Here is a 15,404-nt window from a genome sequence, read left to right on the forward strand (position 1 = left end):
GCAGTAATGTTTTTCAGTCTGAGCTAAAATTTCGGTGATTGATAAATGAAATTTTATAAAAGTTCATAGCATGATCAATGTATTAATTTAGCCTCTTAATTTTAAAGAGGCTAAATGGTAATTTTGCTAATGATTTCGTCTTTATAACACCAGATCCAGAATGATGACGCCACATAAGCCAATCGCCCATGCAATAGTGGTTGGTATTGACCAAACGATCATCTGTTGTTTGGCATCTTTGATTCCCATCATGCGGTTAACGACCCAGAATAGGCTGTCATTAAAATAACCGAAGAATAACGAGCCCATCGTTGCTGCTTGTGCGGCAATTAGCATGTTGATCCCCGGAATTTGACTAATAATTGGCGCAGAAATGGAAGCGGCGGTAATCATAGCCACAGTGCCGGAACCTTGGATTAAGCGAACCAGTGTTGCGATGATGAATGGAATCAGCACCGGTGTTAATGGTAGGTTGGCTATATATTGCGCCAGAATGGCGCCAGTACCACTTTCACGCAGTACTGCTCCTAATGCCCCTCCAGCTCCTGTCACTAATAAGATAATACCGGCGGACTGTAAACCTTCTTCTAGCCGATCAATCACTTCATGTTTATTGACTTTTGGCATCAAGGTATAAACCGCTAACAATACGCTGATAGCTAAAGCAATAACGGGTGCGCCAAGGAAATCAAATGCCTGGAAATAGAGGTTGTTTGCTTGTCCAGTAAAGATTTTAGTGTTTAACAGCAGTTCATTAATAGCTTTGATGAAGATTAAAACGATAGGGACAATAATCGGCAATAGGGAGAGAAATAGACTCGGTAGTGGTTTGTTCGCTTTTTCTTCTATGTAGCGTTGATGAATTGTTTGTAGATCTTGAGCTTCTTCTGCTTCATCAATGGGCTGAAACTCAGGATATTTTACGGCTAACCATTTGGCATAAAATACAATGCCAATAACGCAAGGCACCGCCAGAACCATACCGGTTAACATCATGGCGCCGACATCGACGCCAAAAATGCCGGCAACCCCCAATGGCCCCGGTGTTGGCGGGACAGTGTGGTGGGTAACGACCAATCCGCCAGCCAGCGCTACGCCGAGTGTCAGAAGATTGCGTTTTCCTTTTTTCGCGAGTGCTTTTGCCAGTGGATAGAGGATAACAAAGGCGGAATCAACGAAAATCGGAATACTGACAATATAACCGGTGATCGCTAATGCCCATTCTTCGCGTTTTTTACCTAACCATTTGATAAAACTGTAGGCTATCTGTTCCGCGGCGCCGGAAACTTCCAGCACCCGCCCCATCATGACCCCCAGACCGATAACAATTCCGATACTGCCTAGTGTGGAGCCAAAGCCTTTAGTCATAACATCAATGGTATTTGCTGCGGTTAAGCCGCCAGAGAGCCCGGCGATCGCCGCTGCAATGAGCATTGCTAATAAAGCATGAACACGGGTGCGTAGCACCAGAAAGATCAATGTGAATACGGCTACACCCAGACCAATGACCGGAATGTAGTGTTCCATAATTAGCCTCCAGTTAGGGACAGGTTATTGGTGATAAAAGTACGAATTGCATCACTGAATGTATTATCAGCATGAAAACCCAGTGATAAGCCGCGGCTGATATCGAAGTGACCCGGCCAACTGGCAACAATACGGTTAATGTTTTCGTCTGGTTCGAAGCGGATGAGCTCCACTGTTTTCTGCCCGGCAACCTTAGCCAGCGCATCAATCATGTCCTGAACCGTGATACTAATACCCGGTAAATTAACTGTGCGGGAAAGACCTAATTTTTCCGCCGGAATTTGAACTGTATGTATAAAGTTGCGGATCACGGTTTCAGGGCTGGAAAGCCATAAAGTCAGATCGCGGGAAACCGGGCAGATGCTGCTTTCTCCGTGCAAAGGCTCACGGATGATAGCACTGGCAAAAGAGGAGGCCGCTTTGTTTGGTTTCCCTGGGCGGATACTGATTGTCGGTAGACGAAGAACTCGGCCATCAATGTATCCTTTGCGGGAGTAGTCGTTAATCATCAATTCACACATGGCTTTCTGTGCGCCATAGGATGATTGAGGATTAACCGCACATTGATCGGTAATGGTTGCGGGTAATTCTCCACCGAATACCGCCAAGGAGCTAGTGAAAATAAATTTCAATTTTGGATTTTTAGCCCGTGCGACGTTTAATAAGCTGCGAGTGACATCAAAGTTAACTTGCAAGCCGAGATCAAAATCGCTTTCAGCGTGACTACTGACAATGGCGGCGAGATGGAATAATACCGTACTGTTTTCATCGATCAGCTTTTCCGCAGCTCCTGATTGCGTTAAATCCAGAGCCAGACATTGGACGCGGGGATCATTAACTGGTGAAACAGGACAGTGAATATCGGTCAATACGAGTTGATCGAAATATACTGTTTGGTTGTTGTTTAACAAAGCACTAGCTAGTTGTTGGCCTAGAAAACCTGCGCCGCCAGTAATTATCACTTTCATTACTATTCTCCTTGTTCAATAGCTTTGGGCTATTTGCTTTAGGGTAGGGTTTTGATCCTTATATGCTGACGGTATGTAATATCAGATTGTGTTCTTGTAATTGTTGCTGCACGTTCGGCGGAAGTTGGCTGTCACAGACAATATCATCCAAACTCGAAAGCGGGCAGACGCGAAACATGCCGTATTTGCCATATTTGCTGCTGTCAGAAACCAAAACACGGCGGCGGGCGATTTCCAATACTGCCTGTTTGACTAAAACTTTTTCTTCATGTGGTGTGGAGACACCATGCTCCAGATCCCATGAACTGGTGCTAATAAAGGCAATATCCACATTCAAGTTACGAAGCAACATGGCGGCGATAGGACCAACACAGGAATAATTTCTCTTATCTACTTGTCCCCCGGTATGGAACAGATTTAATTGGGGTTTGTTCATCAGGTACTGGATAATGGAAAAATCATTCGTGATGATAGTGAGGTTAAAACGCTCAGCTAGAACTCTGGCAATTTCAAACGTGGTGGTGCCAGCGTCAAGATAGACCACTTGTCCATCTTCAACCATAGATACGGCATATTGACCAATTTCCCGTTTATGACGATGATTAAGCCGGGCTTTTTCATTCCAGGGCAATTCCTGACGTAAAACATCACTAAGTTGCACACCGCCACTGACACTAATGACTTTTCCTTCCTCCTCCAGAGCGCGGATGTCTCGCCGTACTGTCATATGGGAGACGTTCATCAGTTTAACCAGCGCGCTGATAGAAATTGTCTGATATTCATGTACGTAGCGATAAATAAAGTCTCTACGCTCTGATGGGAGCATATTTTCTCCTGATTATTTCTGTGCTTTGGTCAACCAATCCAGACCATCTTCCGTGTGTCCGGCAGGGTGATATTCACAGCCAAACCACCCTTGGTAGCCCATTTCATCCAGTTTGTTAAATAGCCACGGATAGTTCACTTCGCCGCTATCGGGTTCATGGCGTTCAGGTACGGAGGCAATCTGGATGTGACTGAATTTGCCCCATAGACGCTCAATAGTGCGTAGCAAATCCCCTTCCATGATCTGACAATGGTAAAGATCTAGTTGGATAAAAACATTTTTACGGTCAATGGCTTGGAGTAATGTTTCTGCTTGATACTGAGTTGTCAGGAAGTAATTTGGCATATCACGAGTATTAATCGGTTCAATTAATACGTTGATGTTATGTTCTGCCATCACATCAGCGGCATGTTGAATGTTTCTGATATAACATTCGCGTTGTTGTTCTGGCGTGAATTGTTCATGCAGTTTTCCTGCCATTGTATGAACTTGCTTGCAGTTCAGCGCCAGTGCATATTTCAGCGCGGTTTGTACACCTTCGGCAAATTCTTTTTCACGGCCAGGAATAGAGGCTATCCCTCTTTCTCCCTCCGCCCAGTTTCCGGCGGGCATGTTGAACAGAACTTGGGTTAATTGATGCTGTTTTAATAGGACAGCCAGCTCTTCCACCGCCACTTCATAAGGAAACAGATATTCAACGCCTTTAAATCCAGCTTTGGCTGCACGGGCAAAACGTTCTGTGAACGGTACGTCGTTGAACATCATGCTCAAGTTCGCCGCAAATTTAGCCATGATGAATTCCTTGTTTATTTACTCAATTCTTGGGGTAACGAGTTTCAAGTTCTTGTACTTGCTCTTCATTTAATGCGGTGAAGCCATGTGGCAGTAACGTTAAATAGAGCCGGGCGGTATCTTCCAATTCCTCTGCATTGAAAAAAGCTTGCCGTAAAGTTTTGCCGCCGACAACAGGTCCGTGGTTCGATAGCAGGATTGCGTTGTGTTTTGCGGCCAGCTTCGCAATTTCCTCTCCGATTCTTTCATCTCCTGGTGGTAGATATTTGACCAGAGGCAGTTTTCCAACTCGCATTACATAGTAGGGTGTAATGGGTGGCAGGCAGTTACTTTTATCCAGATTGGATAGACAGGAAAGGGCGGTTAACCAAGGAGAATGTAGATGGACCACTGCATGGCATTCGGGACGGTTGCGGTACATTGCCAGGTGCATGGAAACTTCTTTTGTGGGTTTGTCGCCAGATAGCCAGTTACCCTCTGCGTCCAGCTTACTCAGGCGCTCAGCTTGTAAGTCGCCAAAGCTGGAATTGGTCGGTGTGATGATAATCGTGCCATCTTTTAGTTTGGCGCTGATGTTACCTGCACCGCCGCTGCTATAACCCCGGTAGAACATTGAACGAGCCCATTCGACTAATTCTGTCCGTAATGCTTGTTCACTCATGAAACATCTCCTGTACATGCAGGAAAAAATCAATATCGCCGAAGTTGCCTGATTTTAATGCCAGCCAATAATTGTGTTGTTGATCATGTACCCAAGGTACGCCTGGGGCAATTGGCGCACCGATACTGAATTGTTGAATGTCCAGACTTTGTACTATTTTACCGGCAGTTTCGCCGCCTGCGATAATGAAGGTATTGAATCCGAACTGACGCAAGCCTTTTACAACACTGGCTAAGGTGTTTTCTATTGCTTCACTGGCAGTAGCCGCACCATATTGCTGTTGGATTTTCTGTAATGTTTCTGGGGATTGAGTTGCGTATAGCATGGGAGCCAGATAGTTTTCTGATTGCAGAATAACCCACGCAACCAGTTTTTCGGCATATTGTGGATCATTGATACATGAATCAATATTCAGGGATTGAGCAGGGGCCAGTTTCTGGTACAGGGCAACTTGTTTGTTGGTCATGACAGAACAACTGCCAGAAAGGATCACGGCGCGTCTGTTCTCGGCGGGTGGTGTTGCTCCTTCTGGTTGGCATGGCATCAATGGTTTACCGGTGTCTGTGCTGGCAAGGGCAGCGCCAAGACCGGAACCGCCAGTGATTAATTTCAGCTCTGATGCCGCTCTGGCAATAGGCAGCAAGTCATTCATGGAGAGGGTATCTGTTACTGCGTAGCGTATGTTTTGTTGTTGTAAATGATTTAGCCTCACGCGAATTGCCTGTTCTCCCTGGTGTACACAGGCCAGATCCACCAAATCGGCTTTCCCTTGAGCTTGTTGTTCCATCAGACGCAGTAGATTGGCATCTGTCATTGGTGTCACGGGATGGTGCTGCATACCGCTTTCATTAAGCAGTTGGCCGTTAACAAATAGATGCCCATGCACAACGGTTCGCCCATTAATTGGGAGGGCAGGAGAGATCAGCGTGATGTCTGTTTGTAGTTCATCCATCAGGGCATCAGTGACCGGGCCAATATTGCCTTTGCTGGTAGAGTCAAAAGTTGAGCAGTATTTGAAGAATATTTGTTGACAATCGGCTTTCTGACGTAACCAGCGGCAGGATTTCACCGCGTTATTCACGGCTTGGTCTATCGGGCAGGAGCGGTTTTTCAGGCTGATAACAATAGCATCAATATCCGGTGGAATGGCGGTATTCTCATCAGGTGTATCCAGTAGCTGGACGACTTGCCAGCCGCTTTGCACCATAAAACCAGCGATATCGGTCGCGCCGGTAAAGTCATCAGCGATAACGCCCAATTTAATGGTCATTATTTTTTCTCCGGTAAAGTGATACCTTTGAATGTTTTAATAACCGCGCTGTCATCCCATTGGCCGAAACCTTCGTTACTGGCGGCAAGGAACATTTGATGTGCAGTGGCTGATAATGGTAGTGGGAATTTCAGATCCTTACCTGTTTCTAATGCCAATCCCAGATCTTTGACAAAGATATCTACAGAGGATTTGGCGGTGTAATCCCCTGCCAGAATATGGGGAACGCGGTTTTCAAACATCCAAGAGTTACCCGCTGCGTGGGTTACAATATCGTACATCAACTCCAAGGAAATGCCGGCTTTGGCTGCTAATGCCATACTTTCTGCGGCGGCGGCAATATGTATACCGGCAAGTAATTGATGGATTGTTTTGACAGTAGATCCTTGACCAATCTCGTTTCCAACATGATAAAGTCGTTCGGTGGCGGCATCAAATACAGACTTTAGTTTTTCAAATAATGCGGGTTCGCCAGAAGCCATAACAGTGAGTTGGCCTTGTTCAGCTTTTAGTGCGCCGCCTGAAATAGGCGCATCCAACATGTTGAGGTTGTATTGGCTAAGACGATGGGCAAAATCTTTAGCTTGTTCTGCGGCAACGGTACTGTGAAGCACAATGATCGTACCGGCTTTTAGTCGGCTAACCAGCGGTGTTTCGCCCCCGAACAGTATGCTTTCTATTTGATCGCCGTTGACGACTACGAGCAAAATGGCATCTAGCTCTGATGCCCATTCTGCTGCGTTGGTTGTTGCCGCTTTAGCGCCCGCTCGCAGAAGCTGGTCACAGGCTTTTGGATTTAAATCAAATCCATATGTGGGAATGCCTGCGCGTATTAACGAACAGGCAATTCCCATACCCATAGCCCCCAATCCTATAATCCCTATTTTTTGTGTTGATTGGTTCATGATGGTTCCCTGGTGTTGTTGTTATAATTTGTTATTTTTTATCATTATTTCACACGTAATTTCACAAATACAGGACAGTTATCACATTTGAAAATCCTCTGATTGGCGATAGCTATTCTTGTAATTATTTGATTTATATTGTTTATAATTGATTGTTGTGAAATGTTAAATTTCACGTAAAGGTGTGATAGGGAATATGATTGTGGGGACGTTAAGGTTGGTAAGCGCTTTTTGCTGAATTCTTTTGAAGATGTTAGTTAGTCTCTGGATCTGTTTAAGAATAGATAATTTAGAGGCATGTGATAGAGGTAGGTTGTTTTCGGAGGAATAAGGGTGTATCGGATGTTAATTTAGGTTTGTTTGTAAGGCTTGAAGGATGTTTGTGGTGGTGGGGGAAGGATGACTCGTCACTGCGTTCCTCGCCCTACGGGCCAACGCGTCGCAAGCGCCGCATTGTTGTTTCGCTGCGCTCAGCTCGAACCTTCGAAGTCTGTGACGGTAGATTTACAGTCTGCTCCCTTTGGCCGTTTGGGAACTTTACCCGATTTGGGAACTTTACCCGATTTTGAAATGTATCACTGTTGATTACAGCGGGCGGAATCACATCAAATGAGCCGCTGTTGTAAAGTTCGAACTTTGGCGAAGGTTTTCGACCTTCCTCCAAATGAGGAATATGTTTTTATTGAGTTTGTTTGTAAGGCTTGAAGGCAATTTTTGGTGGTGGGGGAAGGATTCGAACCTTCGAAGTCTGTGACGGCAGATTTACAGTCTGCTCCCTTTGGCCGCTCGGGAACCCCACCAGATTTTGAAATGTATCACTGTTGCTTAAAGCGGGCGGAATCATATCAAATGAGGCGCTGCTGTAAAGTATATATTTACAAATAAGTTACCGTATGCTGTTTTTTTATCCTTGTTGCTCCTGTTGTGAACAAATAAGTCGTCTGTTAGTGGCGGCGGGGGAAGGATGACTCGTCACTACGTTCCTCGCCCTGCGGGCCAACGCGTCGCAAGCGCCGCATTGTTGTTTCGCTGCGCTCAACTCGAACCCTCGAAGTCTGTGACGGCAGATTTACCGTCTGCTCCTTTTGGCCGTTCGGGAACCTCACCCGATGTTGAAAAGTATCACTGTAGATTACAGCGGGCGGAATCACATCAAATAAGCCGCCGCTGTAAAGCATATATTTACAAATAAGTTACCGTGTGCTGTTTTTTTATCCTTGTTGATCCTGTTGTGAACAAATAAGTCGTCTGTTTATGACGACTTATTTACCGTCTGCTCCCTTCGGCCGTTCGGAAACTTCACCCGATTTTGAAATGTATCACTGTTGATTGCAGTGGGCACTTCCCCCTTGAGCGGTTTTTACTTAACAGGTTTAGAAAGAGGGATTCCTTTTTGCCCTGCGTAGAAGACCAAGAGGGTAACCCCTTCTTTGCCTGTGTAACCGCGATGAGCGCTGTCAACCATCTCGGATACCGCCTCTCCTGCCTTTAAAAGACGTTTTTCGCCACTGGATTTTTTCTCTGCCGTTAACACTCCGTCCAGCACATAAGCTGCGTTAGGTATCGGGTGTTCATGCCAGTCAAGGCTGGTATTTGGAGCAATAGTAATTTTGAGAACTGAAAGCTGAGGAGTGCCTTTGGGATATTCCTGATAAGACACGCCATCCCAAGACTTTTCAGTCTCAAGCAATTTTTCAACGTTAATACCAGCAGCAGTGTTGCTGTCATGTGCTTGAGTGAAAAATGGAGCAATGAGCAAAGCAAAAGAGGTAAAGACGGATAAAGTTTGAATAGATAGCCGCATGCGAGATCCTTGTAATAAATTGAGTAAGTGACCTGTGGAGAACCATATCATCCTCACGATGATCAGGGAAGACCCACACTTATACAGTAAGAATTTGGTTACTTCAGTTCGTGTTGAGTAACGAGGGGAAAGAAAACGACATTTTTTCTGGTACTACTATTGCTTACAGCGGCTAGGATCACATCAAATGAATCGCCGCTGTAAAGCGTATGCTTGAATAAGTTACCGTGTGCTGTTTTTTGGCCCCAGGTAATTCAGCTTTAAAGGATGACAGTACGGTTGCCGTAAACAAAAACTCGTTGAGCAAGAACCCAATATAAAGCATGACTCAGCGCGTTTTTTTCAACATCCCGGCCCGCTCTCATCATGTCTTCAGCAGTGTATGTATGGTCTATGTTAATGACCTTCTGAGTAATAATTGGACCTTCATCCAGATTGTTATTCACATAATGCGCTGTTGCTCCGATGATTTTTACCCCTCTCTCATAAGCCTGATGATAAGGACGCGCCCCGATAAATGCAGGTAAAAAGGAGTGGTGAATGTTAATAATTTGATTTGGATAATGTTGGACAAATTCCGGTGTCAGTACTCGCATGTATTTAGCTAATACCACGTAGTCAGGTTTGTATTGGTCAATCTGGGCAATCAGTTTTTCATCATGTTGTTCACGGGTTAAACCCTCGTGACTGATTAAATGGAAAGGAATGCCAAATTGCTCAACTAACGATTGTAATGTTGCATGGTTGCCGATAACCGCAGCAATTTCAACATCAAGCCCGTCATAAGCGCTTTTCATGAGCAAATCCCCAAGACAATGCGCTTCTTTTGTCACCATAATAACAATACGCCGACGACCCGCGCTATTTAATTCCCGTTGCGAACCCACCGGAAGTGCGTCATCTAAATCAGCAAGAAATGTTTCATCATTGAAAATTCCTTCAAGCTCAGTACGCATGAAAAAGCGGCCTGTGCGATGATCGACGAATTCATTATTCTGAACTATATTCAGTTGGTGTTTGTAACAAATATTAGTAATTTTGGCGATCAGTCCTTTGGCATCAGGGCAAATAGTGCGTAGAATTTTTTTTTGTATATGTTGATGTTGCATGAATAGGATTATCCTTAAATATTTTGCGTTTTCTGTTTGTGGGCCTTAACCACAACATTTTTTGTATTTTTTACCTGAACCGCATGGGCAGGGGCTATTACGGCCAATTTGAGGTTTTACGCCGTCGATAGGTTTTATACCGTCAATGATAGGTTTTATACCGTCAATGATAGGTTTTATACCGTCAATGATAGGTTTTACACCGTCAATATAGTACCAACGCTGGTCTATACGAAGAAAACGTGAACGCTCATGAATAAGTTGCTTATCTTGGGATTTCTGATCAAGAAAGCAAGCTGAAAATTCAACATAGGCTTCGTTATCATTTTTGCCTTTTGCCGTCGTAATGACATTTAGTCCGAGCCACTGGGTAACAATAAAACTTTGTTCTATATCTAAACGCCATTTTTCAGCCTGGCAGTCAGGATGCCAGCTGGTAATAAGATAATCGGCGTTGTGCTTTACATAGGCGCTGTATCGGGAACGCATCAGTGATTCGGCAGTCGGGGCAATTTTTATGTTTTGAAGATAAGGGGAACAGCAATCCGCAAAATCTATTCCGCTACCACAAGGACATAGCTCTGTCAAAATAACTCCAATTGTAAAGGGTGAAATACCATTTTTATGGGTTTTTTATTGCAAAGAAACGTAAGAGAACAAATGATAGTCACTTAATTGAACTAATATGAGTGATAGTACCTAAGAAAAGGTGAAGGTCGCAATATTAAGATTAAGATAAGGAAGCGCATTTATGGAAAAGGCATTGGCAGGCAAAAAAATTCTGATTGTAGAGGACGAACCTGTTTTTTGTTCTTTGCTGGCAGGGTACTTGCGAACGTTGGGTGCTAAGGTATTAGTTGCATCTAATGGGGCTGTTGCACTACAGGTGCTAGGACGCGAAGCTCATATTGAACTTATTTTATGTGATTTAGATATGCCGGTTATGAATGGCATTGAATTTATTGCGAAATTGACGAATGAGGGGATTAGTATTCCAGTTATTATTATTTCAGCGACTAACAAGATGGCCGAAATTGATGAAGTGCTTCGTTTGGGAGCAAAAGATGTTTTATTAAAACCTGTTTCAGATCTTAATGAGATAAAAAAATCGGTGTTGGCCTATTTACATCCTACGGTCTTTATGTCTGGTGCGATTGAACAGAATAATTTGAATAAAGATTGGTTAACTCTAAAGCATAATTCAGATGAAGCATTAAATATGCTTAAGCAGTTACAACCTCCGGTTTCTCAAGTGATCGCTCACTGTAAAGTTAATTACCGAAAATTAAATATGATTGATAAACCAGGATTGATTCTCGATATGGCGGCGTTATCTGACAATGAATTAGCTTTTTATTGTCTGGATATTAGCCGTTCAAAAGAGTATGGTGTGATTTCAGCATTATTACTTAGAGTCGTATTTAACAGTTTGTTACAGGAGCATATCGTCCACCATTCCCGGCGTTTACCCAGTATGGCAGGTATTCTAAATAGAATTAATAACTTGTTGGAAGGTGCAGGGTTACAAGGGCAATTTCCATTGCTGCTTGGGTATTATCATACAATCAATAAAACGGTTCTGCTCACCTCCGCAGGGTTACATGCCAGTATTAAGTCGGGTAATCGCCAAATCCAATTAGATAGTGGTGTTCCTCTTGGGACGTTGAAAACGATTTGTTCGAATCAAGTTTGTTCTCATAGTGCTGAATGGCAATGTCGGATCTGGAATACAAATAGTCAAATAAATCTGATGCTTTCTTCAATGTATTCTGGGTGAATATTACCAAGGTGGAATTTTGTTTAAAATGGATTTTAAACATTAGGTCACGATAATGTAATTAAACAGAATGGTGCTGTTTATCGGAGAGAATTAGCTGATATACTCCGTCTATTATGCTTGAAATCTATCTAATCAGGCTATTTTATTTGCCGCTCTTTACTACAAAGAGCGGATTTAGCGCTGCTCAGGTAAAAGTGATAACTTTTTGAGTAGCCAGATAGGTAAACGAAGCAGTGAACTCTGTGTATGCATCGGTTTCTGTGAGCCGTTCGGGCTTGCGGTTTATTGACAAGAAATAGTCAGTAATAATGACGTCTTATTAAAAGAGTTGTCGCTGATTTTGAGTTGAAGACGAATTTATTTCAGTCAAAAAACATCGGGAGAAAGATTAATGACAGCAGTAAAAAAATCATCAGTAGAAAAACCATCAGTAGAAAAACCATCAGTAGAAAAACCATCAGTAGAAAAAATGGTAAAGAAAGCTGTTATTCCGGTAGCGGGCTTGGGAACGAGGATGCTACCTGCTACGAAAGCCATTCCCAAAGAGATGTTGCCCTTAGTGGATAAGCCTCTTATTCAGTATGTCGTTAATGAATGTATTGCCGCTGGCATTAATGAAATTATCTTGGTGACTCATTCATCAAAAAATTCAATTGAAAACCATTTCGATACCAGTTTTGAGTTAGAGGCTATCCTTGAGCAAAGGGTGAAGCGTCAGTTATTGGACGAGGTTCAATCTATTTGTCCAAGTCATGTCACTATTATGCAAACTCGTCAAGGAATTGCTAAAGGATTAGGGCATGCGGTGTTATGCGCCAAGCCTTTAATTGGTGATGAGCCTTTTGCTGTGATACTCCCGGATGTTATTCTTGATGAATACAGTACGGATCTGACTAAATATAATCTGAGCGAGATGTTGGTTCGCTATAATGAAACGGGTGCGAGTCAAATATTAGTAGAACCTGTACCTCATGAAGAAGTTTCGAGTTATGGTATTGTCGATTGCCAAGGAGAAAATCTTCAACCCGGTGACAGCAAACCAATTAAGCGAGTGGTTGAAAAACCTAAACCGGAAGAAGCGCCATCAAATCTTTCTATTGTTGGGCGTTATGTGTTGTCCGAGAAAATTTGGCCATTATTATCAAAAACAGCGCCAGGCGCCGGTGATGAAATTCAACTTACTGATGCAATTGCCATGTTAATAGAACAGGAGTCTGTGGAAGCCTATCACTTGCAGGGTGTGAGCCATGATTGCGGTAATAAGCTCGGTTATATGCAGGCATTTGTCCGGTATGGCATGAAACATCATGCTTTGGGAAAAGAGTTTACTGGTTGGTTAGTGACTTTGCAGGATCAGGTTAAAGAATAATTTTACGGAAATTTAGGTATTATATGAAAGTTACGGTATTTGGTATTGGTTATGTTGGCTTGGTTCAGGCGGCGGTTTTAGCTGAAGTCGGTCATAATGTTCTTTGCATTGATATAGATGCCAATAAAGTTGAAAATCTGAAAAATGGTCAAATTCCCATTTTTGAACCTGGCTTAGCTCCACTGGTTAAAAAAAATTATGAAGAAGGCCGCCTGAATTTTAGTACGGATGCAAAGGCTGGTGTTGCGCACGGTAAATTACAATTTATTGCTGTCGGCACTCCTCCTGATGAAGATGGTTCAGCAGATTTAAAGTATGTGACAGCGGTTGCCCGTACTATTGCGGAACATATGGATAGCTATAAGGTGATTATCGATAAATCTACGGTTCCTGTTGGTACCGCAGATAAAGTTAATGCCGTTGTTAATGAAACTCTGTGTCAACGTAATGTTGATATTCCATTTGATGTGGTTTCTAACCCTGAATTCCTTAAAGAAGGCGCGGCGGTTGCAGATTGTATGCGTCCTGAGCGGATTATTATCGGGTGTGACAATGAAAGAGTCATTAACCTGATGCATGAATTGTACGAACCATTTAACCGTAATCATGATCGTATGATTGTGATGGATATTCGTAGTGCAGAACTGACGAAGTATGCTGCTAACTGTATGCTGGCAACGAAAATCAGTTTTATGAATGAGATATCGAATTTAGCTGAAATGCTTGGCGCTGATATTGAGCATGTTCGTCAAGGAATTGGTTCTGACTCCCGTATTGGCTATCATTTTATCTATCCAGGCTGTGGTTATGGTGGTTCATGTTTCCCAAAAGATGTGCAAGCATTGATTCGTACCGCAGAGCAAATTGGTTATCAGCCTAAAATTCTGCGTGCTGTAGAGCAAGTGAACGAACTGCAAAAGCATAAATTGCCTTCTTTTGTCATGCGCCATTTTGGTGAAGATTTATCCGGTAAGACATTTTCTGTCTGGGGATTATCGTTCAAACCGAATACCGATGATATGCGTGAAGCGTCAAGTCGTGTTTTGATGGAAGCATTATGGCAGGCGGGAGCCAAAATACAGGCTTACGATCCCGAGGCGATGCAGGAAGCTCAGCGTATTTATGGTCAGCGCGATGATCTATTACTGATGGGGACCAAGGAAGCGGCGCTTAAGGGGGCCGATGCTTTGATTATTTGTACTGAATGGCAAAGTTTTCGTGCGCCAGATTTTGATGTCATCAAAGAGTTTCTTAAAACACCAGTTATCTTTGATGGACGAAATCTCTATGATCCTGAGCGCCTGCAATCCCGAGGTTTTACTTATTATGGGATTGGTCGTGGCGCATCCATTAATCCAGTTATCTGAGTAATACAATGAAATTCTTAGTCACAGGCGCGGCTGGTTTTATTGGCTTTCATGTGAGCCAGAGATTATTGCAAATGGGGCATGAGGTTGTAGGTATCGACAACCTTAATGACTATTATGATGTGAATCTCAAACAAGCGCGGTTAGATCTATTATTTGATAAGTCGGGCTTTAAATTTGAAAAGCTGGATTTGGCTGACAGAATAGCCATTCCCGATCTTTTTTCTCGACACCAATTTCAGCGGGTTATCCACCTGGGGGCTCAGGCGGGTGTTCGCTATTCGTTGCAAAACCCGATGGCTTACATTGATTCGAATATAATAGGGCATATCAATATTCTGGAAGGTTGCCGTCACAATAATGTTGAGCATTTATTATATTCTTCTTCTAGTTCTGTTTATGGATTAAATAGGAAGCAACCGTTTTCTACAAACGATTCAGTTGATCATCCAGTTTCACTATATGCAGCAACAAAAAAATCAGATGAATTAATGTCTCACAGTTACTCTCATCTTTATCAGTTGCCAACGACAGGCTTGCGCTTTTTTACCGTATATGGCCCGTGGGGACGTCCTGATATGGCTTTATTTAAGTTCACTAAGGCTATGTTATCAGGGCAGCCGATTGATGTTTATAACCACGGTAATATGGTTAGAGATTTTACTTATATAGATGATATCGTTGAATCAATAATCAGATTGCAAGACATCATTCCGGTGCCAAATGAGAGCTGGACGGTTGAAGATGGACAAATATCTGCCAGCTCTGCCCCTTACTGTATTTATAATATTGGTAATGGTCAACCAACTAGACTAGGTGATTTTATTGAAGCAATAGAAGAATCATTAGGCATTCAGGCTAAGAAAAATTTGATGCCCATGCAAGATGGTGATGTTCTGTCGACCTGTGCTGATTCAAGTGACATTTTCCAAAGAATAGGGTTTGCCCCAAATACACCTGTGAAGCAGGGTGTGAAGCAGTTTGTAGAGTGGTATTTAAGTTTCTATCATAAGTCTAAATAAGATG

The 15,404-nt window shown here is 43.2% G+C and carries 14 protein-coding genes, 2 tRNA genes and 1 other RNA gene; 4 read left to right on the forward strand and 13 right to left on the reverse strand.

Going from position 1 to position 15,404, the window contains the following annotated elements; all coding sequences use genetic code 11:
- Positions 1 to 141: 141 nt before the first annotated feature.
- The 13 genes from OO184_RS00835 to OO184_RS00895 form a co-directional block, all read right to left on the reverse strand.
- Positions 142 to 1,527 (reverse strand): GntP family permease, encoded by a 1,386-nt coding sequence (locus OO184_RS00835; RefSeq protein WP_265377575.1) that lies wholly within the window; start codon positions 1,525 to 1,527, stop codon positions 142 to 144.
- Positions 1,528 to 1,529: 2 nt separating this feature from the next.
- Complete coding sequence (denD, locus tag OO184_RS00840; protein WP_265377576.1) at positions 1,530 to 2,495, reverse strand: D-erythronate dehydrogenase; 966 nt, start codon at positions 2,493 to 2,495, stop codon at positions 1,530 to 1,532.
- Between the two features lie 58 nt (positions 2,496 to 2,553).
- On the reverse strand, positions 2,554 to 3,321 hold the full coding sequence (locus OO184_RS00845) for a DeoR/GlpR family DNA-binding transcription regulator (RefSeq protein WP_265377577.1): 768 nt from the start codon (positions 3,319 to 3,321) through the stop codon (positions 2,554 to 2,556).
- A 12-nt stretch (positions 3,322 to 3,333) separates the two neighbouring features.
- Complete coding sequence (gene otnI / locus OO184_RS00850; protein ID WP_265377578.1) at positions 3,334 to 4,113, reverse strand: 2-oxo-tetronate isomerase; 780 nt, start codon at positions 4,111 to 4,113, stop codon at positions 3,334 to 3,336.
- Between the two features lie 22 nt (positions 4,114 to 4,135).
- Positions 4,136 to 4,774, reverse strand: coding sequence for a 3-oxo-tetronate 4-phosphate decarboxylase (otnC, locus tag OO184_RS00855; protein ID WP_265377579.1), 639 nt, complete (start codon positions 4,772 to 4,774; stop codon positions 4,136 to 4,138).
- A complete protein-coding gene (otnK, locus tag OO184_RS00860; RefSeq protein WP_265377580.1) occupies positions 4,767 to 6,044 on the reverse strand; it encodes a 3-oxo-tetronate kinase in 1,278 nt (425 codons plus the stop codon). The genes otnC and otnK overlap by 8 nt, the downstream gene beginning before the upstream one ends.
- Positions 6,044 to 6,949 carry an L-threonate dehydrogenase gene (gene ltnD / locus OO184_RS00865; RefSeq protein ID WP_265377581.1) on the reverse strand — a complete coding sequence of 302 codons (906 nt, stop codon included), beginning with the start codon at positions 6,947 to 6,949 and terminating at the stop codon, positions 6,044 to 6,046. Before ltnD ends, otnK begins: the two co-directional genes overlap by 1 nt.
- A gap of 383 nt (positions 6,950 to 7,332) precedes the next feature.
- Positions 7,333 to 7,480: non-coding RNA, RtT sRNA (locus OO184_RS00870), on the reverse strand.
- A gap of 184 nt (positions 7,481 to 7,664) precedes the next feature.
- Positions 7,665 to 7,749, reverse strand: a tRNA-Tyr gene (locus tag OO184_RS00875).
- A 148-nt stretch (positions 7,750 to 7,897) separates the two neighbouring features.
- A tRNA-Tyr gene (locus OO184_RS00880) sits at positions 7,898 to 8,056 on the reverse strand.
- Positions 8,057 to 8,309: 253 nt separating this feature from the next.
- Positions 8,310 to 8,753, reverse strand: coding sequence for a cupin domain-containing protein (locus tag OO184_RS00885; protein ID WP_265377582.1), 444 nt, complete (start codon positions 8,751 to 8,753; stop codon positions 8,310 to 8,312).
- A 260-nt stretch (positions 8,754 to 9,013) separates the two neighbouring features.
- Complete coding sequence (purU, locus tag OO184_RS00890) at positions 9,014 to 9,862, reverse strand: formyltetrahydrofolate deformylase (protein WP_046397232.1); 849 nt, start codon at positions 9,860 to 9,862, stop codon at positions 9,014 to 9,016.
- 45 nt (positions 9,863 to 9,907) lie between these two features.
- Positions 9,908 to 10,450, reverse strand: coding sequence for a YchJ family protein (locus tag OO184_RS00895; RefSeq protein WP_265377583.1), 543 nt, complete (start codon positions 10,448 to 10,450; stop codon positions 9,908 to 9,910).
- Positions 10,451 to 10,613: 163 nt separating this feature from the next.
- On the opposite strand from OO184_RS00895, the gene rssB reads away from it, so the two are divergent.
- The 4 genes from rssB to OO184_RS00915 all read left to right on the forward strand — a co-directional run bounded on the left by rssB (position 10,614) and on the right by OO184_RS00915 (position 15,400).
- The gene (rssB, locus tag OO184_RS00900; protein ID WP_049581413.1) at positions 10,614 to 11,639 is read left to right on the forward strand and encodes a two-component system response regulator RssB; all 1,026 of its coding nucleotides are present in this window, start codon (positions 10,614 to 10,616) and stop codon (positions 11,637 to 11,639) included.
- A gap of 472 nt (positions 11,640 to 12,111) precedes the next feature.
- Positions 12,112 to 13,011, forward strand: a complete 900-nt coding sequence (galU, locus tag OO184_RS00905; protein ID WP_265377654.1) for a UTP--glucose-1-phosphate uridylyltransferase GalU — start codon at positions 12,112 to 12,114, stop codon at positions 13,009 to 13,011.
- 23 nt (positions 13,012 to 13,034) lie between these two features.
- Positions 13,035 to 14,378, forward strand: coding sequence for a UDP-glucose dehydrogenase family protein (locus OO184_RS00910; protein WP_265377584.1), 1,344 nt, complete (start codon positions 13,035 to 13,037; stop codon positions 14,376 to 14,378).
- Between the two features lie 8 nt (positions 14,379 to 14,386).
- Positions 14,387 to 15,400 (forward strand): NAD-dependent epimerase, encoded by a 1,014-nt coding sequence (locus OO184_RS00915; protein ID WP_265377585.1) that lies wholly within the window; start codon positions 14,387 to 14,389, stop codon positions 15,398 to 15,400.
- Positions 15,401 to 15,404: the final 4 nt, after the last annotated feature.

Origin of the sequence: Photorhabdus aballayi, assembly GCF_026153155.1 — a bacterium.
Taxonomy (GTDB): Bacteria; Pseudomonadota; Gammaproteobacteria; order Enterobacterales; family Enterobacteriaceae; genus Photorhabdus; species Photorhabdus luminescens.